Source organism: Methylocystis borbori (genome assembly GCF_036576025.1).
Lineage (GTDB): Bacteria > Pseudomonadota > Alphaproteobacteria > Rhizobiales > Beijerinckiaceae > Methylocystis > Methylocystis borbori.
In genome coordinates this window covers 1-20,179 of the sequence record NZ_JAZHYN010000026.1, presented here as the reverse complement: position 1 = coordinate 20,179, position 20,179 = coordinate 1, and the positions used below count along the sequence as shown (strand labels likewise).

The following is a 20,179-nucleotide window of genomic DNA, read 5'->3' as shown; positions in this document are numbered from 1 at the left end:
ATGTCTCCATGGCTTCTCTCGACAGTTTCTCCGCCCGCCAAGAGCTTGTCGTAGGGGACCGGACTTACAGCTATTTCTCCTTGAAGGCGGCGGAGGCGAACGGGCTCGCGGGCGTCTCGCGCCTGCCCTATTCGCTCAAGGTCGTTCTCGAAAATCTGCTGCGCAACGAGGACGGACGCTCGGTCACCAAGGAGACGATCGAGACCTTCGCCAAATGGCTCGTCGAGAAAGGCAAGACCGAACGGGAAATCGTGTTCCGTCCGGCGCGCCTGCTGATGCAGGATTTCACCGGCGTGCCGGCGGTCGTCGATCTTGCGGCGATGCGCGACGCCGTCGTCGCGCTTGGCGGGACCGCTCAAAAGATCAATCCGCTCGTGCCGGTCGATCTCGTCATCGACCATTCGGTCATCGTCGACAGTTTCGGCACGCCGCAGGCGTTCGCGCGCAATGTCGAACTCGAATATCAGCGCAATGGCGAGCGCTACCGCTTCCTGAAATGGGGCCAGTCGGCCTTCGACAATTTTCGCGTCGTGCCGCCTGGCACCGGCATCTGCCATCAGGTCAATCTCGAATATCTGGCGCAAACCGTTTGGACGCGCATGGAGCGCATCGGCGGCAAGACTCTCGAGGTCGCCTATCCCGATACGGTCGTCGGCACGGATTCGCACACCACCATGATCAACGGCCTCTCGGTTCTGGGCTGGGGCGTCGGCGGCATCGAGGCGGAAGCGGCGATGCTCGGCCAGCCCTTGTCGATGCTGGCGCCGGAGGTGATCGGCTTCAAGCTCACCGGCGCGCCAAAGGAGGGCGTGACGGCGACGGACCTCGTGCTGACCGTGACGCAAATGTTGCGCAAGAAGGGCGTCGTCGGAAAATTCGTCGAATTCTACGGCGAGGGCCTCAATCATATGAGTCTCGCCGACCGCGCCACCATCGCCAATATGGCGCCCGAATATGGCGCGACCTGCGGCTTCTTCCCGATCGACAAGGAGACGCTCGCCTATCTCAATACCTCGGGCCGCACGGAGGATCGTATCGCGTTGATCGAATCCTATGCGCGCGCCCAGGGTTTGCTGCGCGAAGCGGATTCTCCCGATCCCGAATTCACCGACACGCTGGCGCTCGATCTTGGCGAAGTGACGCCTTCGGTCGCTGGGCCGAAGCGTCCCGAAGGGCGCGTGCCGCTCGGCGATGTGGGCGCGGCGTTCGCAAGCGCGCTCGCTGGCGAATATAAGAAAGAGGGCGGGCTCGGGCCGCGCCATAAGGTCGAGGGCGAGACTTACGATCTCGGCCATGGCGACGTCGTCATCGCCGCGATCACCTCTTGCACCAACACCTCGAACCCCAGCGTCCTGATCGGCGCGGCGCTGCTCGCGCGCAATGCGCTGGCGCGCGGCCTCAAGGTCAAACCCTGGGTGAAAACCTCGCTCGCGCCCGGCAGTCAGGTCGTCGCGCAATATCTCGCCAAATCCGGATTGCAAAAATCGCTCGACGATCTGGGCTTCAATCTCGTCGGCTTTGGCTGCACCACCTGCATCGGCAATTCCGGTCCTCTGCCCGCGGCGGTTTCGAAAACGATCAACGCGCATGATCTCGTCGCGGCCTCCGTGCTCTCCGGCAACCGCAATTTCGAGGGGCGCGTCAATCCCGACGTGCAGGCCAATTATCTCGCCTCGCCGCCGCTCGTCGTCGCCTTCGCGCTCGCCGGCACGGTGGCGATCGATCTTGCGAGCGAGCCGCTCGGGCATGATAGCGCGGGCGCGCCCGTCTATCTGCGCGACATCTGGCCCTCGAACGAAGAGATCGGGACCTTCATTCGCAACTATGTCACGCGCATTCTCTTTCGCGAGACCTACGCCAATGTGTTTGCGGGCGACGAACATTGGCGCGCGGTCGAGGCGCCGGGCGGCGAGACCTATAATTGGGACGCCCAGTCGACCTATGTGCGCGATCCGCCCTATTTCGTCGGGCTCACGAAAGCGCCGAAGCCTATCGACGACATCGTCGGCGCGCGCGTGCTCGCGCTCTTTGGCGACAAGATCACGACCGATCATATTTCGCCGGCCGGCTCCATCAAGGCGGCCTCGCCTGCGGGCAAATGGCTGCTCGATCACGGCGTCGCGCAGGCCGACTTCAATCAATACGGCACGCGGCGCGGCAATCACGAAGTGATGATGCGCGGGACCTTCGCCAATATCCGCATCAAGAATTACATGATGAGGGACGCCGAGGGCGTCGTTCCCGAAGGCGGACTGACGAAGCATTATCCCGGCGGCGAGACGCTGTCGATCTATGACGCCGCGATGCGCTATGGGCGCGAGGGCGCGCCCCTCGTCGTTTTCGCCGGCGCCGAATATGGCAATGGCTCGTCGCGCGACTGGGCGGCGAAAGGCGCGGCGCTTCTCGGCGTGCGCGCGGTGATCGCCAAGAGCTTCGAGCGCATCCATCGCTCCAATCTCGTCGGCATGGGCGTGCTGCCGCTCACCTTCGCGGAAGGAACGGGTTGGGAGACGCTTGGACTCGTTGGAGACGAGGTCGTCACCATCCACGGATTGCGCGACGGACTTGCGCCGCGCCAGACGCTCGTCGCATCCATCGTCTTTCGCGACGGCTCGGCGAAGACCGCGCCATTGCTCGTGCGGATCGATACGTTAGACGAACTGGAATACTTCAAAAACGGCGGCATCCTCCCCTATGTATTGCGACAACTTGCCCCTTGAAGGCTAAAGAAAAGCGATTGACTCCTAAAGATTCCTCCGACAGCGTAAAACGCTTCGGGCTGGATTCCGAGTCGCAGCCATTGAAGGCTATGGGCGTTCGGGACGGCGCGAAGACAAAAACAATAAACTTAGGACGCGAAGAAGAGGAAACGCACAAATGAATAAATATGCTCTGGCGATCGTCGCTGGCTTTTTCATGGCGACGACCGCGCCGTCTTATGCGTTGGATGGATCCGTTGGCGTGCGCGCGCCGAGCCAGGCGACGCGCATCAGCTGCGATACGCATAAGGATGACGATCAAGCGGTTTGCGCCAGCAAGTGCGAAGACGCCTATCTTAAGGACCAGCAAGGCTGGACGGCCGACATGGGGAAAGTCAAATCCGCCAAGAAGGCTTGCGACGCGGCGTGCGGCTGCCCCGAGAACTCGAAGGGCCTTTAAGCGAGATCGTTCTCGATGGAAACGCTCCGCGCTTGCGATCCAGAACGCGACTCTCGCTCCAATTTAAAAAGACAAAGCAAAATTCGCGTTTGAGGCGGGGCCGCCGTGCGATGCCGTCTCAAGCGGTCTTGCTCTTAAATTTGCAGGGGCGCGCATTCATTGCGCGCCCTTTCGTTTGGCGGCGCTGCGTGAAGACGCGCAAGCGTCGCCGTCAAGGGGCGTAAAAGTCGCGCCCGCTTTCGGCGCTTCAGGCCTTTTGTTAAGGCAAGCCTGCATAATCATGAGGCTCTTTCCGCAAGGGCGCCGCGCAAAGCAAAGGTTTGGCGCCGCGAAAAGGTTATTGACACGCAATTGACACTGGGGGCCACATACGACATCGTCCGGCGCGCTTGTCGCGTTTAGTGAGGCCGTTGCTGTTTTAGGCGGGAGGGGTCGAGCGCAAGCGAAGTCCAATCGCCCGGCATGGGCAACTAAAGGAAACGCCAAATGAGGAAATTCGCTATTGTGACGGCGGCGGCTCTCGTCGTCGGCATGGTTAGCCCGGCTTTCGCGGACTGCGACGTCCATAAGGCGGACGAAGACAAGCAGGCGAAATGCGCGGAAAAGTGCGATGACGAGTACCTCGCCCGCAAGATGAATTACGGCGCCAACCAGGTTGAAGTCCTCGCCAATAAGAAGGCCTGTGACGCCGCCTGCGGTTGCCCGCAGAACACCAAGGAATAAAACGCCAAGCCTTCCCTCAGGCAGGGCCGATCACACGGGCGCGCACTCCATGCGCGCCCCTAATTTTTGCGCGATGAGGACCCGGTTGATCCCTTCGCCCTAGCGCGTCATTCCCGACGCGCGCTTGGCGCAACGGCCGCAATAACGCTGGATCGCGTTACTGGGAATAGACGTTGCCGTCCGGACCCTTCCAGCCTTTCGGGTCTTCGTAGAAGCGGTATTCTTCGTCGAACAGAACCGTCGACCCGGGCGCGATATATTGTTTGCCTTTGGGATCGGAGCTGCGCGGAGCCGTCACATAATGCTTGCTGGGCGAGCACCCTTCGGGAACGGCGCCGGCGGCGTCGGGCTTGCACTCGAGATTGGCGCCCTCGGGAAATTCGACCCGCGCATTGAAGAAAATCTCATAGCCCTTTTCGCCGGTGGCGTGCATCTCGAGACGCTCGCTCATCGTCTGTTTGAATTCGACAATCTTCCCCGGCTTGTCGAAACGCTGCTTTAAGAGATTTTCTAAAATCTGCCGGGCGTGGTCCTCGGTCGGATCGCAACGGAACAAACAATAGGCCTGCGCCGATCCCGCGGCGAAAAGCGTCGCAGCCGCCGTTACGACAAGAACCCTGATGGTCGCGCCTCGCATGATGTCCTCTCCTCTCATATGATTTGAGACGGTCGCGCTTTCGAGCGCGCGTCTTCTTCATTGCGCTTCTTATAGCATCGGCCGCCGGGCAGGTCTTGCGCATCGATCGCATGGCGGAAAAGCCTATCGGCCATCGGGCGTCGTCGGGCCGCCCCAAGAATCCTTGACCTGCTCGAAGTGCAGCGCGGGATCGTAGACGGCCTCGTCGAGACCGAGCGAGGCCGTCGACAGGCGGCCCATGGCGGCGAGCATGGCGTAGGAGGCGACGACGCGTTCGCGCTGCGCCGCAATGAGGCCAATGCGCGCATTGAGCAGCTCCTGCTGCGCATTGAGAATGTCGAGCGTCGTGCGCAAGCCGGCTTTCGCCTCTTCGCGCACGCCGTAAAGCGCGCGCTCCGCCGCGGCGATCTGCGTTTGCGCGGCGGCGATCTGCGTTTTCGCCGCCTGCAGCGCGCCCCAATAGGCGCGCACCAGCGCCTGGACTTCCGCGCGCGCGACATCGGCGTCGAACCGCCGCTGCCCGGCCGTCTCCTTCGCCTGGCGCACGCGCGAGGACGTCATGCCGCCTTCATAGATCGGCACGTTCAGGCGTCCTCCCACCATCGCGCCGATGTTGCGATTGCCGATGCCGGTGTAATCCGTCTGCGAGAAAATATCGCCGACGATGGAGAATTTCGGCAGGAATTCGGCTTCGAGCGCCTTGATGTCGAGGTCGGCGGCGTCGGCGTCATGCAGCGCGGCGAGGATGAAGGGATGTTCGCCGAGCGCGATGCGCTCGGCCTCCTCGCGCGTTTTCGGCAGGAGCCTGTCGACCGGCGCGCCGGGCGCGAGCTTCGTCGGCTCGACGCCGATCGTCTGGCGATAGACGCCGATGCTCGCGTCGAGCGCGGCGCGCGCCGCGCTTGCGAGCGATTTGCCGCCGGCGAGCCGCGCTTCCGCCTGAGCGATGTCGGTGAGCGTGATCTGTCCGGCAAGATAGCGTTCGCGCGTCTGGCGTAATTGCTCAGCGAGAACGGCGATATTGTTCTCCTGCAATTTCAGCACCGCCGTGTCGCGCAACACGCTCATATAGGCCGACACGGCGTCGAAGAGCACGCGCTGCTCGGTGAGGCGCAGCCGCTCGCGCCCGGCGAAGACGCCCGATTCCGCCGCGCGCGTCTGATTTTGCGTCTTGAAGCCGTCGAAGATCGGTTGCTCGACGGACAGGACCCCGGCGCGCGGCATGCTGCCGCCGTTTTGAATGCTCTTCGAACGGTCGTCCCTGGTGGGGTCGTCGAGATAAACGTCGCGCTGCTGGGTAATCAGGCGATTCCGCTGCGCGCCGATATAGCCGTCGGCCGAAACGCGCGGCCGCAAGCCGGCTTGCGCTTGCGGGACGAATTCGTCGATCGCCCGCAACTTCGCGCGACCGGCGTTGAGGGTCGGATTGGCCGCATAGGCGCGGCGCATCGCGCCCGTCATGGTTTCGCCGCGCGCCGCCTCGGCGTTGGCGACAAGGCAAACCAGGAGCAGGAGGATGCGGCGCCGACTCACCTCTTCAGCCCCCGCTTGATTTCGCGATTTCGCGATCGCGCGCGCCGCCCAACAATGTGTAAAGCGCGGGCAGGATCACCAGCGTCAGAAGCGTGGCGCTGATAAGGCCGCCGATGACGACGGTCGCGATCGGCCTTTGCACTTCGGCGCCCGTCGATGTCGCGAGCGCCATGGGCAAAAAGCCGAGCGAGGCGACGAGCGCCGTCATCACCACGGGCCGCAGCCGCGTCATCGCGCCCTGGAAGATCGCCTGACTCTCCGGCACGCCGCTCGCCATGAGTTGATGCATGTAGGAGCGCATGACGAGACCATTGAGGACGGCGACGCCGGAGAGCGCGATGAAGCCCACGGCGGCGGAGACCGACATGGGCATGCCGCGCAGCCATAACGCCGCGACGCCGCCCGAGAGCGCGAGCGGCACGGCGGTGAAGACGAGCGCCGCGTCGCGCGGCGAGCCGAGCGCCGAATAGAGCAGCAGGAAGATGAGGAAGAAACAGAGCGGGACGACGATCATGAGGCGCTCGCGCGCGGCGGCGAGATTTTCGAACTGGCCGCCCCAGACGATCCAATAGCCCGGCGGCAGAGCGACCTTCGCCTCGATTTTCGCGCGCGCCTCATTGACGACGGAGACGATGTCGCGTCCGCGCACATTGGCGCTGACGACGACGCGTCGATTGCCGTTCTCGCGCGAAATCTGGTTCTGCCCTTCGACGATGGAGAATTTAGCCACCTGTTTGAGCAGAACGACCGACGTCGCCTCCGACGCCCGCGTCGGCAGGGCGACGGGAATGGTTTCGAGCGCCTGCGCGTCCTCGCGCAAATTGTCCTGCAGGCGCACGACGATGGGAAAGCGGCGATCGCCCTCGAACACGACGCCCGCCTTCTGGCCGCCGATCGCCGCGCCGATCACGTCCTGCACGGCGCCGACGCTGAGTCCGAAACGCGCGATCGCGCCCTTGTCGACGGATATGTCGAGCTGCGGCAGGCCGACGACCTGCTCCACCTTTACGTCCGTCGCGCCCGGCACGGAGTTGAGGATGCCGGCGATCTGGTTGGCGGCTTTCAGCGTCACGTTGAAATCCTCGCCGAATACTTTGACGGCGATGTCGCCGCGCACCCCGGCGAGCAATTCGTTGAAGCGCAATTGGATCGGCTGGCTGAACTCATAGGCGTTGCCGGGCAGGAGCGACAGTTTCGCCTTCATCTTCTCGATAAGCTCCGCTTTCGGAAGCTTGGGGTCCGGCCATTTGTCCTGCGGCTTCAGCATGATGAAAGTATCGGTCAAATTGGGCGGCATGGGATCGGTGGCGATCTCGGCCGTGCCGGTCTTCGAGAAGACGTAGTCGACTTCGGGAAAACTGCGCAGCGCCCTTTCGATTTCGAATTGCATCTGCTGCGCCTGGGTGAGCGACGCGCTCGGGATGCGGTTCGCCTGCATGGCGATGTTTTTCTCGTCGAGCGTCGGAACGAACTCCTCTCCCAGGGTCATGTAAAGGAGCGCGGCGAAGGCGAAGGCGCCGACGCCCATCGCGATCGGCTTTATGGGCGAGGCGATCGCCCATTTCAGCATGGGCTCGTAGAAGCGTTTGAGCGCCAGCATGATCTCATTGTCGGACTCGCGCACGGAGCCGGAAAGGAAGATCGCGATCGCCGCGGGGAAAAAGGTGAGCGACAGGATGAATTCCGAGACGAGCGCCAGAATGACGGTGATCGCCATCGGGTGAAACATCTTCCCCTCGACGCCCGAAAAGGTGAGGATCGGCACATAGACGAGAATGATGATCATTTGTCCGTAGACTGTCGGGCGTCGCATCTCGACGGCGGAATCGACGACGGTCTTCAGGCGTTCTTCGAGCGTAAGGGTGCGGCCGAGGGCGTTCTGCCGCTCGCCGAGACGGCGCAGGCAGTTTTCCGTGACGATGACGGCGCCGTCGGCGATCAGGCCGAAATCGAGCGCGCCGAGACTCATCAGATTGGCGCTGATCTTGCCGACATACATGCCGATGCCCAGCAGAAGCATCGTCAAAGGTATGACCGCCGCCGTCACGAGCGCGGCGCGGAAATTGTTGAGCATGAAGAAAAGCACGAGAACGACGAGCGCGGCGCCTTCGAGGAGATTGGCGGCGACGGTCTTGATCGTGGCGTTGACGAGCAGCGTGCGGTCCAAGATCGTGCGCACGTCGACGCCCGGCGGCAGCGCCTTGCGGACTTCCGCCATTTTGGCGTCGACCGCGCGCGAGACTTCGCGGCTGTTCGCGCCGATCAGCATGAGCGCCGTGCCGATCACAACCTCTTCGCCGTTCATGCTGGCGCTGCCGACGCGCAATTCCCGGCCGACGCCGACGTCGGCGATGTCCTCGACCCGCACCGGCGTGCCGCCGCGCGTCGTCACGACGACTTTGGCGATGTCCTCGATCGACTCGAGTCGCCCGGAGCTGCGCACGACGAGGCCCTCGCCGTTGCGCTCCACATATCCCGCGCCGCGGCTGATATTATTGCGCGCGATCAAGTCGGCGAGATCGGCGAAGGAGAGGCCGAGCGCGAAGATTTTCGCGGGGTCCGGCTGGACGTGATATTCCTTCACATAGCCGCCCAGCGAGTCGACGCCGGCGACGCCGGGCACGGTGCGCAATTGCGGCTTTATGATCCAGTCCTGCACCGTGCGCAGATAGGCCGTCCTTTCAAGCGCCGTGCGCAGCCTATGGCCTTCCGGCGTCAGATAGTCGCCATTGCTCTGCCACCCGGGTTCGCCGTCGACCGTCGGCTCGCCGCCCCGACGGGGCGCATATGAGACCGACCACATGTAAATTTCCGACAGACCCGTGGCGACCGGCCCGAGGAAGGTGTCGACGCCCGGCGGAAAATACTCCTTGGCGCGCATCAGCCGCTCCGCCACCTGTTGGCGCGCGAAATAAATATCGACCTTGTCGGCGAATACCGCCGTCACTTGGGCGAAGCCGTTGCGCGACAGCGAGCGGGTGTATTCGAGTCCCGGAATGCCGGCGATGGCGCTTTCGATCGGATAGGCGACCTGCTTTTCCATTTCGAAAACGGAGAAGGCGGGCCCGAGAGCGTTGATCTGCACTTGATTGTTGGTGATGTCCGGCACGGCGTCGATCGGCAGACGCATCAGCGACCAGACGCCGACGGCGGCGACGAGCGCCGTCAACAGGACGACAAGCCAGCGGGCGCGGACCGAGAAATCGATGAGATTCTTGATCATGAACGCCGTCCGCCGCTCGATCACGCCGCATCCGGGCGGAATCGCCCAAATGCGGATAATGTGATCGACTCCAAAAGTTGAGAGCGCGCGTTACGCGAAAAGCCGCATCCCGCTATTTCGTAGCGCGCCCTATGCATCATTCGGCCGGAATGCTGAGTCTTCCAAGCTCCGCCTTGAGCAGGAAGACATTGGAGACGGCGATCGTTTCTCCCGGGCTAAGACCCGAGACGACCTCGACGAAAGCGTCGTCGACCCCGCCCAGCGTCACCTCGCGCTTCACGAAGCCGTCCGGCGTGCGAACGAAGACGACGGGCTTTCCCTCGATGATCATCGTCGCGGCGCGGGGAATCCTGATGCGCGCCGGCGTTTCCTTCAGGCTGATTTCGGCCTCGACGAGGCTTCCCGGGCGCAGCGTAAAATCGGGATTGGCGAAAGTCGCCAGCACATTCCCTGAACGCGTCTCGCGGGTGATCATGGCGTTGACGTAAGAAATCTTGCCTTCGAATACTTGCCCTTCGGCGTTTTGAACCTTCACCGCCTGTCCGTCGCGCAACAGGCCGAGATCGGCGGCGGGGACGGCGATCTCCAGTTCGACGACGGACAGGTCGGAGATCACATAGAGCTCCTTCGCCTGGCCTTCTCCGCCCACGGGCTGGCCGACGCTGACGAGACGCTCGATGACGCGGCCGGCGAGGGGCGAATGAATCTCCTTGCGGCGCAGCGCGGCGATCGGCTGCGACGGCAGGGCGGCGATCTCCTCTTCGCTCATATCGAGCGCGGCGAGCTTCTGGCGCGCGAGATCGAGCTTCAATTTCGCTTCGGCGAAGGTCGTCTTCGCCTTCAGGAAAAGCTGCTCGGCGGTGATCTTTTTCTCGAACAGCCCCTTTTCCCGTTGAAAGAGGGCGCTCTGGAGATCGTAGTTCACCATCGCCGCGAGATATTCGCTCTTGGCGTCGGCGACTTCGCGGGAGTCGATCACGGCGACGACTTCGTCGCGCGCGACCTTGTCTCCAAGCCGTTTGCGCAACTCCGCGACGACGCCGGCGACTTTCGCCGCGACGCGGCCGATCCGGTCGGGGTCGGGCTTGACGGCGGCGGGCGCCGTGATGCGGCGGGCGATGACGCCGGGTCCGACCGTCGCGGTCTCGATCTTCTCGGCGTCGATCTGCTCTTGCGTCAGCTTGACGAGCGCGTCCGAGGCGGGCGCCCCGTCGCCTTCCTTCTCCGTAGGCGCAAAACGGCCGCGCATCGACTCGAAGACGGCGGGGAGAGTCGCCCCGACCGCAAGGCTCGCGACGATGACGAGGATGAGGGCGAACCTTTTGCGGATCATGATCGGCGTGAATCGGCTCCGTGACGAGCGGTCAGGAAGGCCTATCACCCGCGCGCCGCTCGAGCCAATGGCGGGCGCGCCGAAGATGGGGACAAAGGCGCGCCCGCCATTGATTCCCTTTCTAGCGCGCTTTCCGATCGGACGGAATCGTCCGATCGATAAGAAATCGCGCCAAATTAATAAGCTGGCGCAAGTTCTGATCGAAAAAGTCCGTCGACTTTTTTAAGAACTTGCGCCGATGTCATCGCCGCGCGGTCATGCGCCTGAACGGCGCGGCGACGCGGAAAGCCGCCGCGGCCAAAGAAAAAGCCCGGCTGCGGGAGCCGGGCTTTCGCGTCGCGTCTTCGGGCGTCGGGTTTCAGTATTTCGCCAGAACCGGCGCCGTCGCGAAAGGATTGAAGTGCCAGTTGACGCCGGCGCGGACCACCTGGAAGCGGGTCTGCGTGCGATTGGCGGCGGCCGCGACAAAGCCAGTCGGCACGCCGACGCCGAGCGCCGCAACCGTGCTGGAGCCAAGGTCGACATAGAGATATTCGGCCTTGAGCGACCAGGACGGGAAGGAGAGAGGCGTCCACTCGACGCCGCCGCCCGCGGTCCAACCCGTCTTGGTGTTGTCGTAGACGCCATTGGCGACTGCGGCGCCGGGCGTGCCGATCGGCGGCACGAAGGCCCCATAGCCGTAAGTGTTGTTGACGGCGCCATAGGCGAAACCGCCGGTGCCGTAGACCATCAGATTCGACCAGGAGGGGAGGGTCACGCCGAGGCGGCCGCGAACCGTGCCCCACCAATCGACGTGCTGGGCGGAGTTGATCGTGCCGACATAGGGGTTGAAGCCGCCCGCCGCCGGGAAGCCGCTGACGCCGCTGACGTTGCCGTGGATGTCGGAGGCCTGGATATCGAACTCGGCGCCCACGACGAACCACGGGTTGAACTGATAATTGTAGCCGGCCTGGCCGCCGCCGGTCACGCCATGGATATTGTTGTCCAGCCACCAAGACGGACCGCCGATTTGAAAGGCGGTGGGAACGGCGGTGCCGTTGCGGAAGATCTGCGAACCGACCGTCGACCCGCCGGCGTTGAAGCCGTAGCCGACGTTCACGCCGCCATAGAGGCCGGTCCAGGTGAAGGGCGGCGGAGGCGGAGGCGGCGGAGGAGCCTTATAGCTGGGAAGGTCGGCGGCGAACGCGGATCCGGCGAGCGCCAAGGCGAAGCCAGCGGCGAGAGGCAATTTGGTCATGGGTGACGCCCTCTTTTTAAAAATCCAATTCCTGCGGCCTGCGTCGCTCCACGATCCTTTAAAAGCTGGATCGTCGCGCCTGCGACATCGCGCCGATAGGATGAAGGATTACGTTCTAATCATCGCGAGGGTCAATCGAAACGCCGCCGTTTTAGGCGCTGGCGGGCGCTTTTATAGACAGGCGTGACAATTCGGCAACAGCCGAAAAAGTCTCAGGATTTTATGTTGCGACGCAAGAAATTCTATGAATCCCGGCGCTCCTTGCGCAGCCGCTCCCAATAATCCAGTCGCTTAGCGATTTCGCGCTCGAAACCGCGCTCGACGGGGCGGTAGAGTTTTTGCGCTTTCAACGAATCCGGCCAGTAATTTTGGCCGGAGAAAGCTTCGGGCGCGTCGTGGTCATATTCATAGCCCTCGCCATAGCCTTCCTCGCGCATCATTTTCGTCGGCGCGTTGAGGATGATCTTGGGCGGCATGAGCGAGCCCTTGTCCACGGCGAGCCGCCGCGCCCTCTGGAAGGCGACATAGGCGGCGTTGGATTTGGGCGCGGTGGCGACATAGATCAGGGCTTGCGCCAGCGCGAGTTCGCCCTCCGGGCTGCCCAGAAAATCATAGGCGTCCTTGGCGGCGTTGGCGACGACGAGCGCCTGCGGATCGGCGAGGCCGATGTCCTCGACCGCCATGCGCACGATGCGCCGCGCGAGAAACAATGGGTCTTCGCCGGCGACGAGCATGCGCGCGAGATAATAGAGCGCCGCATCCGGGTCCGAGCCGCGCACGCTCTTATGCAGCGCGCTGATGAGATTGTAATGGCCCTCCTGCGCTTTGTCGTAGATCGGCGCGCGGCGCTGCGTCACCTCGACGAGTCCGGCGCGGTCGAATGTTTCGCCGGGCTTGGCGGCGCGCCAGATTTCTTCCGCAAGCGTCAGCGCCGCGCGTCCGTCGCCGTCGGACATGGCGATGAGCGCGGCGCGCGCGTCGGCGTCGAGCGGCAGCGGCCGGCCCTCGGCCTGTTCGGCGCGCGCCAGGAGCTTTTCGAGCGCCGCTTCGTCGAGCGCTTTGAAGGTCATCACCCGCGCTCGCGACAGCAGCGCGGCGTTGAGCTCGAAGGAGGGATTTTCGGTCGTCGCGCCGATGAGCGTTACCGTGCCGTCCTCCATGACGGGGAGGAAGGAATCCTGCTGGGCGCGATTGAAGCGGTGAATCTCATCGACGAAGAGCAGCGTGCCTTGGCCCGCCGCGCGGCGCGCGCGCGCCGCTTCGAACACCTTCTTCAAATCGGCGACGCCGGAAAAGATCGCTGAAATCTGCACGAAGACGAGATTGGTTTCATGCGCGAGCAGCCGCGCGACCGTGGTCTTGCCGGTGCCCGGCGGCCCCCAGAAGACCAGCGAGCCGAGCGCGCCGGCGCGAATGAGCCGCGTCAGCGCGCCGTCCGCCCCGAGGAGATGATCCTGGCCGGCGATCTCGTCGAGTCGGGTCGGACGCAACCGGTCCGCGAGCGGGCGCGGGGCGTCCTCTTCGAGCTTTGCGGCTTGAAACAGATCGGTCATGGAGCTGAGCGCAATTTAAGCGTTTTCGCCCGAAACCGCCATGGCCCCTAAGAGGGGCCCGCAATAGGAAACGCGCGCTTTGGGCGATCCCGCGTCAGGCGATCTCGACGATCCGCGCGCTGTGATGGATGACCTCCGCCTTATCGCCCACCGATTTTCCCATCAGCGCCACGGCGAGCGGCGCGACATAGGGAATGAGCCCTTTCGCGGGATCGGCCTCGTCCTCGCCGACGAGCTTGAAGCGGCGGCGCTCGCCGTCGTCGAGTTCGACGACGACATGATGGCCAAAGCGCACGTGCGAATGGTCGGCGATTGGATGAATGACCTCGGCGCTGGCGCGGCGCGCCATCCAATAGCGCAGATCGCGCTGCGCGAGCGCCAGCGCATGCTTGTCCTCCTGCGCCGTCGCCCGGTCGATTTCCGCATGCAGGCGCGCGAGTTCCGCCTCGATCTGCTGGAGGCCCTCGGGCGTCACCAGATTGCGATGCGGGCTGATCGGCCGGTCGGGCAAATCTTCGCGCGGATTGTCGTCGTCCTGTTCCTTGGTGAAAGCCGAACTCATGCGCCTTTGCCCTTGTTCGTCCCGATCGGGGAGCGAGCGGATTTCTGTTATTAAACGATCTGCCCCCTAGACCGCGCAAAAGCCGCCCCCGGGACGCTCATGAATCCCGACGCATGAGCGCGCTTATCGTCGGCGCATTAGACCCGAGACGCGCCCCCTTGTCGAGAATGGCGCCCCCGCGTTCGAGGATACGCTCCTTCATATGGCATGGACCCGCCGCTTCGCGCCGGCGGCCTAAAGCCGCAGCCCCAGGTCGATCACGACGCGGCCGCGGATTTTATCCGTCACGATCGCCCGGGCGCGTTCGAGCGCCTGGTCGAAGGAGACGATCTCGCTCATGGCGTCGATGGCGTCGCCGTCGAGGTCCTGCGCGAGGCGCGCCCAGGCGGCGCGGCGCAGCGCCATGCGCGGACGCACGCTTTCGACGCCGAGCAGCGACACGCCGCGCAGAATGAAAGGCGCGACGCTCCCCGCGAACTCCATACCCGCGACATTGCCGCAGGCGGCGATGGCGCCGTCGAAGCGCGTCTGCGCCAGGATATTGACGAGCGTCGCGCCGCCGACGGTGTCGACCCCCGCGGCGAATCTTTGCGTTTGCAAAAGCCTGCCCGGCGCCGAAAATTCATCGCGCGCGAGAATGTCCGCCGCGCCGAGGCGCTTCAGATAGTCCGCTTCCGCCGGATGGCCGGTGACGGCGGCGATGCGCCAGCCGGCCCTGGCGAGAAGCGCCACGGCAAAAGAGCCGACGCCGCCGGAAGCGCCGGTCACGACGGCGTCGCCGTCCCGGGGCGTGAGGCCGTGGCGCTCCAGCGCGAGCAGGCAGAACATCGCCGTCACGCCCGCCGTGCCGATCGCCATCGCGCGGGCGGGCGTCAGCGCCGGCGGTAGTTTTACAAGCCAATCGCCGGAAAGCCGCGCCTTTTGCGCGAAGCCGCCGAAATGCGCTTCGCCGACCCCGCAGCCGGTTGCGACGACAAGATCGCCCGGCGCGAAATCGGCGTGGGCGGAGCGCGTCACGCGCCCGGCGAGATCGATCCCTGGAATCATCGGAAAGCGGCGCACGACAGGCGCTTTGCCGGTGACGGCGAGGCCGTCCTTATAATTGATCGCCGAGAAAGCGACGTCGAGATCGACGTCGCCTTCCATGAGTTCGGCCTCGCGCATTTCGACATAGGCGGCGCGGGCGCCGCCGTCGTCCTTGTCGATCCGAATGGCCCTGAAATCGGTCATGGCGGCTCTCCGTCGCAGCGCGAATCGGCGCTTCTAGCCGGGAACAACAGTCAAAAAAAGGAAAACATGTGTGATCTTGGTCGGAAAGGCCAAGAAGCGCCACGATCAACTATTAAAAATTCGGATCAAGCAATACTAGATAATATTTCTTGCTGTAGCCTCAATATTCTGTTACGTCATCCACAAGTAACGTCACATTGATGATTCTCATGCTCGGGCAGGCATTGAATTGGGGGCGCCCCCCTTGCGGGGCTTTCGCGCAAGGACGCGTCGGTTGTCTTTTGATCTCAACGGAAAGTGGTGAGCAAATCCTATGAACGCAGCCAACAATATCGAACTCGCGGCCGATATCGTCTCCGCTTATGTGAGCAATAATTCGGTGCCCGCGGGCGAGTTGCCTAGCCTGATCAATGAAGTCTACAACGCGCTGCTGCGCGTCGGCTCGGGGGTGGCCCCGGCGCCTTCCGAACCGCCCAAGCCCGCCATTGCGGTCAAGCGCTCGGTGACGAACGATTTCATTGTCTGCCTTGAGGACGGGAAGAAATTCAAATCCCTCAAGCGTCATTTGCGCACGCAATACGGCCTTTCGCCGGAAGACTATCGCGAGAAATGGGGCCTGCCGGCCGACTATCCGATGGTCGCGCCCAATTACGCCAAGGCGCGCTCCAATCTCGCCAAGCAGATGGGGCTCGGCCAACAGCGCCGCCGTCGCGCAAAATAAAGGCGGACGGGGCGCTTTCCCGTAAAGCAGAAAGCCCGCCGCTGATCGGTCAGCGGCGGGCTTTTCCATGAGATCGGGCCGCATTTGGGCGGAGCCGCGAGGCGCTTCAGGTTTCCTCGTCGCTTTCGATGTCGCCGTCGATCAGGCCCGAAACATCGTCGTCGTCGCCTTCCTCTTCTTCGAGGAAAGTGTCGTCGGCGTCGTCCGCTTCGATCTCGACATCGTCCTCGACGTCGATCGATTCAGCGACGCTTTCCGTCTCTTCGACCTCCTCGAGCGACACAGTATCGGGATTCTCCTTCTCGATTTCAGTGTCTTCCGCTTCGACGACGCGCCCCGCCGCGCGCGACACTGCGGCGACCTGATAAATCGCGCCGCATTTGGGGCAGGCGATCGGATCCTTGTTTAAATCGTAGAATTTCGTCCCGCAGGACTGGCATTGGCGTTTGGCGCCGAGTTCGGGTTTGGCCACGGTTGGTCCTCGAAAAAAGCAGCGTGGGAACGCCCGCCAAATGAAAGACTGTGGGCGCTCCGGTTAGTGGGGTCCCGCGCCGCTGTCAAATAGGAAATGCGGCGGCTTCGCGCCCATTGCAAAGCGGCGCGCGGGTTGGCATAGAAATCGGAGCGCGCGGGTGTAGCTCAATGGTAGAGCAGCAGCCTTCCAAGCTGAATACGAGGGTTCGATTCCCTTCACCCGCTCCAGCCAAATTCCCTCTCGAGCGATGATCCCGTTCCGACGCGCGTCGCGTTGACCGACGCGAATATCGTCGAAGAAGAACTTTCCCAATGCGCGTCGCCACGAAACTGCGTCTTCACGTCGCGGGGAATCCCGCCCTGCGTTAACCCTCTTTGTCGTATGTGTCGCGCCCGGAGCCGTCGCAGACCTCCCCACTGCCGTTTCGCGGCGCGCCGCTCCCCGTTTCAATCCGCGCCAGAAGCGAAAGCCGCGTTAACGCTCGCGCGCTTTCGCCGCCGCTTCTCCTCGCAGGGCGGCCGCCGCGCGGGCGCGGCGCGGCCCCGGAAAGCTGAAGAACGCATCGCTAACCTGGGCGCATCAGCGATTCGTGCCGGTTGCGTTCCCGGTCGGTCCCAAAGCTTAACAATAAGCGCCTTGCCGACCCGTTGACAGCGGCCCTGTTTCGAGTCCGTTTTTGATTCGCCGACGCGGCGCCTGAAGGCGCGTCGCGCGGCGTCAAAAACCCAACTTCTGGCCAAGCGATCCGATAAACACCTATATATTGATGGAACAGAGCGTGATTCCGCGCGAGTCAGCGATTCGGGCGCGATTCGTTCGCAAGCTGTTCGGAAGGTAAAGTCGCGGCCGGCGCGAAGTTTCGATATGAGACGATGGAGGGGCGCCGGGCGCAGCGAGCGCGCCGCGCGTTCCCGCCCCAATGGAACGAGGGCAAGTTCCAAAAAAAGTTGCAGGCCTTGTTCCACGGGAGACAGCTCCAACATTTTGATTTTTAGCGATTCCTGTCGATCACATGATCCATGGGATCAGGGAAGCGCTCGAGGACCGCAAAGAAGAAAATGACAGTCGCGCCGTCCCTCCCGGCGCGCCGCGCCGCCGTCCGCACGAGGCGTTCGGACGCAGGGGTCGCGGCGTCGCTCGGCCCTACCAATACAGGAAAGACCCATCACGCCATCGAGCGGATGCTGTCCTTTTCCTCCGGCGTCATCGGCTTGCCGCTGCGTCTGCTCGCGCGCGAGGTCTATAACCGCGTCGCCCAGCGCGTCGGCGCGGAAAATGTCGCGCTCATCACCGGCGAGGAGAAGATCAAGCCCCGCGCGCCGGCCTATTGGGTCGCGACCGTCGAAGCCATGCCGCGCGACGTCGAGGCGGATTTCGTCGCCATAGACGAAATCCAGCTCGCCGCCGATCTCGACCGCGGCCATGTCTTTACCGATCGGCTGCTGCATTGGCGCGGAAGACAGGAGACGCTGCTCATCGGGGCGGGGACCATGGCGCCGTTGATCGCGGAGCTGTTCCCCGGCGCGCCCATCCATTCGCGCCCGCGCCTTTCGAAACTTTCCTTCGCCGGCGACAAGAAAATTTCGCGCCTGCCGCCCCGCACGGCCATCGTCGCCTTTTCCGCCGAGGAAGTTTACGCCATCGCCGAATGGGTTAAGCGCCAGCGGGGAGGCGCGGCGGTGGTGCTCGGCGCGCTCTCGCCGCGCACGCGCAACGCCCAGGTCGAACTCTATCAGGCCGGCGACGTGGACTATATCGTCGCGACCGACGCCATCGGCATGGGCCTCAATCTCGACGTCGATCACGTCGCCTTCGCCTCTGACCGGAAATTCGACGGCTGGCGCTACCGGCGCCTGACGCCGGCCGAATTCGGCCAGATCGCCGGGCGGGCCGGGCGCCATATGAGCGACGGCTTCTTCAGCGCCACCGGCCGCTGCCCGCCCTTCGAGGAAGAGCTGATCGAAGCGCTGGAAGATCATCGCTTCGATCCGGTCGCGCGGCTGCAATGGCGCAACAGCGAACTCGATTTTTCCTCGATCGAGGATCTGATGCGCTCATTGGAGCGCGGGCCGGAAGAGGCGAATTTCATGCGCGCCCCGGTCGCGGAAGACCAATTGGCCCTCGAAGCCGCGAGCCGCGACGAGTCGGCGCGCCGCAACGCCAAGACGCCCGCCGACGTCGCGCGGCTCTGGGACGCCTGCCAGATTCCCGACTATCGCAAGACGTCGCCCGCCGCCCATGCGGAGCTTGCGCTCGACGTCTTCGCTTTCATCGCGCGCCGTGGCAGGATCGCCGCCGACTGGATGGCGCAGCATATCGCCGCGGTCGACCGCGTCGACGGCGACATCGCGACGCTGGCGAGCCGCCTCGCGCAAGTGCGCACGATCAGCTTCATCGCCAACCGCGCCGGCTGGCTCGACGACGCCGAGCATTGGCAGAGCGTCGCGCGTCGGGTAGAGGACAGCATATCCGACGCGCTGCACGACCGCCTGACGCAGCGTTTCGTCGATCGTCGCACCAGCGTGCTGATGCGCCGCCTGAGAGAGAATGCGATGCTTGAAGCTGAAATCAACGCCGCCGGCGACGTGCTGGTCGAAGGCCAGCATGTCGGAAGCCTCCAGGGATTTCGCTTCACGCCCGACCCCCGCGCGTCCGCCGAAGCGGCGAAGGCGCTGAACGCGGCGGCGCAAAAGGCGCTTGCGGGAGAATTCGAGGCGCGCGCGACGCGGGTGTTCGACGCCGTCGACGACGCTTTCGCGCTGGGCAATGACGGCGTCATCCGCTGGCTCGGCGAGCCGGTCGGCAAGATCGCCGCCGGCGCCGGCGCGCTCGCGCCGACGACCCGCGTCCTCGCCGACGAGCAGCTCGCCGGCGCCGCGCTCGACAAGGTGAAGCAGCGTCTCGATCTGTGGCTCGCGCAGCATGTCAAGAAGCTGCTGGGGCCGCTGGAACAGCTCGAAAAGGGCGAGGGGCTGGAGGGCGTGACGCGCGGCGTCGCCTACCAGCTCGCCGAAGAATTGGGCGTGCTGGACCGCGCCCGCGTCGCCAAGGAAGTCAAGGGCTTTACGCAAGAGGATCGCGGCGCGTTGCGCAAGCTCGGCGTGCGCTTTGGCGCCTATCACATTTATCTGCCGGCGCTGCTCAAGCCCGCGCCGCGCTCGCTCGCCGCGCTGCTCTGGGCGCTGCATCACGGCGGGCTCGAAAATGTAAAAGGGCTTGAGGAAGTCCCGCATCTTGCGGCTTCGGGCCGCACCTCTTTCGCGGCCGACGCCTCGATCCCCAAGGGATTCTATCGCGCGGCCGGATTTCGCGCCTGCGGCGAGCGCGTGGTGCGCGTCGATATTTTGGAGCGCCTCGCCGACCTAATTCGCCCGGCCATCGCCTATCGTCCGGGCGCAAGCGTCGGCGAGCCGCCGCCCGGCGCGGCCGACGAGGATGGTTTCGTCGTCACCGTGGCGATGACCTCGCTCACCGGCTGTTCCGGCGAAGCTTTCTCCTCCATCCTGAAATCGCTCGGCTACGCCTCGACCCAGCGGCCGGGTCCGGCGATCACCGCCGCGCTCGTTCCCGCGGCGTCGACCGAGCCGCTGACGCCTAAAGCGGCGGACGAAGCGGCGGCTGCCGCGGAGCCCGCGGCCGAAGCGCCCGAGTCTGCCCCTGAAGCGCCGGTCGAACCGGAGGCGGCCGCCGTCGAAGCGCCGACGGTCGAGCCGGAGCCTGCGCCCGTCGCCGCCGAAACGGCCGAAACGGCCGAAGAAACGCGCGACGAAACCGCCGCCATCGAGAGCGCAGG

Annotated in this window: 15 protein-coding genes and 1 tRNA gene; 7 read left to right on the top strand and 9 right to left on the bottom strand. The window is 64.1% G+C overall.

What is annotated here, in order from left to right; genetic code table 11:
- Positions 1–8: 8 nt before the first annotated feature.
- From acnA to V3H18_RS10020, 3 genes are all read left to right on the top strand, one after another.
- Positions 9–2,720, top strand: a complete 2,712-nt coding sequence (gene acnA / locus V3H18_RS10030; RefSeq protein WP_332081892.1) for an aconitate hydratase AcnA — start codon at positions 9–11, stop codon at positions 2,718–2,720.
- 157 nt (positions 2,721–2,877) lie between these two features.
- Positions 2,878–3,159, top strand: coding sequence for a hypothetical protein (locus V3H18_RS10025; protein ID WP_332081891.1), 282 nt, complete (start codon positions 2,878–2,880; stop codon positions 3,157–3,159).
- 486 nt (positions 3,160–3,645) lie between these two features.
- Complete coding sequence (locus tag V3H18_RS10020; RefSeq protein WP_332081890.1) at positions 3,646–3,882, top strand: hypothetical protein; 237 nt, start codon at positions 3,646–3,648, stop codon at positions 3,880–3,882.
- Positions 3,883–4,039: 157 nt separating this feature from the next.
- Here the strand turns inward: V3H18_RS10020 and V3H18_RS10015 are convergent, their stop codons facing one another.
- The 4 genes from V3H18_RS10015 to V3H18_RS10000 all read right to left on the bottom strand — a co-directional run bounded on the left by V3H18_RS10015 (position 4,040) and on the right by V3H18_RS10000 (position 10,608).
- Positions 4,040–4,519 carry a hypothetical protein gene (locus V3H18_RS10015; protein WP_332081889.1) on the bottom strand — a complete coding sequence of 160 codons (480 nt, stop codon included), beginning with the start codon at positions 4,517–4,519 and terminating at the stop codon, positions 4,040–4,042.
- Between the two features lie 123 nt (positions 4,520–4,642).
- On the bottom strand, positions 4,643–6,052 hold the full coding sequence (locus V3H18_RS10010; protein ID WP_332081888.1) for a TolC family outer membrane protein: 1,410 nt from the start codon (positions 6,050–6,052) through the stop codon (positions 4,643–4,645).
- A gap of 4 nt (positions 6,053–6,056) precedes the next feature.
- Positions 6,057–9,275 (bottom strand): efflux RND transporter permease subunit, encoded by a 3,219-nt coding sequence (locus V3H18_RS10005; protein WP_332081887.1) that lies wholly within the window; start codon positions 9,273–9,275, stop codon positions 6,057–6,059.
- A gap of 136 nt (positions 9,276–9,411) precedes the next feature.
- Positions 9,412–10,608, bottom strand: coding sequence for an efflux RND transporter periplasmic adaptor subunit (locus V3H18_RS10000; protein WP_332081886.1), 1,197 nt, complete (start codon positions 10,606–10,608; stop codon positions 9,412–9,414).
- Between V3H18_RS10000 and V3H18_RS09995 the strand changes: the two genes are divergently transcribed.
- Positions 10,598–10,834: a hypothetical protein gene (locus tag V3H18_RS09995; protein ID WP_332081885.1), complete on the top strand. Its 237-nt coding sequence runs from the start codon at positions 10,598–10,600 to the stop codon at positions 10,832–10,834. The two genes, V3H18_RS10000 and V3H18_RS09995, sit on opposite strands and share 11 nt — an antisense overlap.
- 132 nt (positions 10,835–10,966) lie before the next feature.
- Here V3H18_RS09995 and V3H18_RS09990 read toward each other — a convergent pair whose 3' ends face one another.
- The 4 genes from V3H18_RS09990 to acuI all read right to left on the bottom strand — a co-directional run bounded on the left by V3H18_RS09990 (position 10,967) and on the right by acuI (position 15,190).
- Positions 10,967–11,845 (bottom strand): outer membrane protein, encoded by an 879-nt coding sequence (locus V3H18_RS09990; RefSeq protein WP_332081883.1) that lies wholly within the window; start codon positions 11,843–11,845, stop codon positions 10,967–10,969.
- Positions 11,846–12,087: 242 nt separating this feature from the next.
- On the bottom strand, positions 12,088–13,398 hold the full coding sequence (locus tag V3H18_RS09985; protein ID WP_332081882.1) for a replication-associated recombination protein A: 1,311 nt from the start codon (positions 13,396–13,398) through the stop codon (positions 12,088–12,090).
- A gap of 94 nt (positions 13,399–13,492) precedes the next feature.
- Positions 13,493–13,960, bottom strand: a complete 468-nt coding sequence (greA, locus tag V3H18_RS09980) for a transcription elongation factor GreA (RefSeq protein ID WP_332081880.1) — start codon at positions 13,958–13,960, stop codon at positions 13,493–13,495.
- A 234-nt stretch (positions 13,961–14,194) separates the two neighbouring features.
- Entirely contained in the window at positions 14,195–15,190 is a 996-nt protein-coding gene (gene acuI / locus V3H18_RS09975; protein ID WP_332081879.1) for an acrylyl-CoA reductase (NADPH), read from the bottom strand.
- A 313-nt stretch (positions 15,191–15,503) separates the two neighbouring features.
- Between acuI and V3H18_RS09970 the strand changes: the two genes are divergently transcribed.
- Positions 15,504–15,911, top strand: coding sequence for a MucR family transcriptional regulator (locus V3H18_RS09970; protein ID WP_332081878.1), 408 nt, complete (start codon positions 15,504–15,506; stop codon positions 15,909–15,911).
- Between the two features lie 106 nt (positions 15,912–16,017).
- Here the strand turns inward: V3H18_RS09970 and V3H18_RS09965 are convergent, their stop codons facing one another.
- Positions 16,018–16,383 (bottom strand): TIGR02300 family protein, encoded by a 366-nt coding sequence (locus tag V3H18_RS09965; protein WP_332081877.1) that lies wholly within the window; start codon positions 16,381–16,383, stop codon positions 16,018–16,020.
- Between the two features lie 156 nt (positions 16,384–16,539).
- On the opposite strand from V3H18_RS09965, the gene V3H18_RS09960 reads away from it, so the two are divergent.
- Both V3H18_RS09960 and V3H18_RS09955 read left to right on the top strand, forming a co-directional pair.
- Positions 16,540–16,613 (top strand) — tRNA-Gly (locus tag V3H18_RS09960).
- Between the two features lie 831 nt (positions 16,614–17,444).
- Positions 17,445–20,179 (top strand): helicase-related protein (locus tag V3H18_RS09955; RefSeq protein WP_332081876.1); only part of this gene is annotated, 2,735 nt, incomplete at its 3' end.

Coding starts and splice junctions, on each gene's coding strand:
- acnA (WP_332081892.1), top strand. CDS start 9: ATGGCTTCTCTCGACAGTTTCTCCGCCCGCCAAGAGCTTGTCGTAGGG.
- V3H18_RS10025 (WP_332081891.1), top strand. CDS start 2,878: ATGAATAAATATGCTCTGGCGATCGTCGCTGGCTTTTTCATGGCGACG.
- V3H18_RS10020 (WP_332081890.1), top strand. CDS start 3,646: ATGAGGAAATTCGCTATTGTGACGGCGGCGGCTCTCGTCGTCGGCATG.
- V3H18_RS10015 (WP_332081889.1), bottom strand. CDS start 4,519: ATGCGAGGCGCGACCATCAGGGTTCTTGTCGTAACGGCGGCTGCGACG.
- V3H18_RS10005 (WP_332081887.1), bottom strand. CDS start 9,275: ATGATCAAGAATCTCATCGATTTCTCGGTCCGCGCCCGCTGGCTTGTC.
- V3H18_RS10000 (WP_332081886.1), bottom strand. CDS start 10,608: ATGATCCGCAAAAGGTTCGCCCTCATCCTCGTCATCGTCGCGAGCCTT.
- V3H18_RS09990 (WP_332081883.1), bottom strand. CDS start 11,845: ATGACCAAATTGCCTCTCGCCGCTGGCTTCGCCTTGGCGCTCGCCGGA.
- V3H18_RS09985 (WP_332081882.1), bottom strand. CDS start 13,398: ATGACCGATCTGTTTCAAGCCGCAAAGCTCGAAGAGGACGCCCCGCGC.
- greA (WP_332081880.1), bottom strand. CDS start 13,960: ATGAGTTCGGCTTTCACCAAGGAACAGGACGACGACAATCCGCGCGAA.
- acuI (WP_332081879.1), bottom strand. CDS start 15,190: ATGACCGATTTCAGGGCCATTCGGATCGACAAGGACGACGGCGGCGCC.
- V3H18_RS09970 (WP_332081878.1), top strand. CDS start 15,504: ATGAACGCAGCCAACAATATCGAACTCGCGGCCGATATCGTCTCCGCT.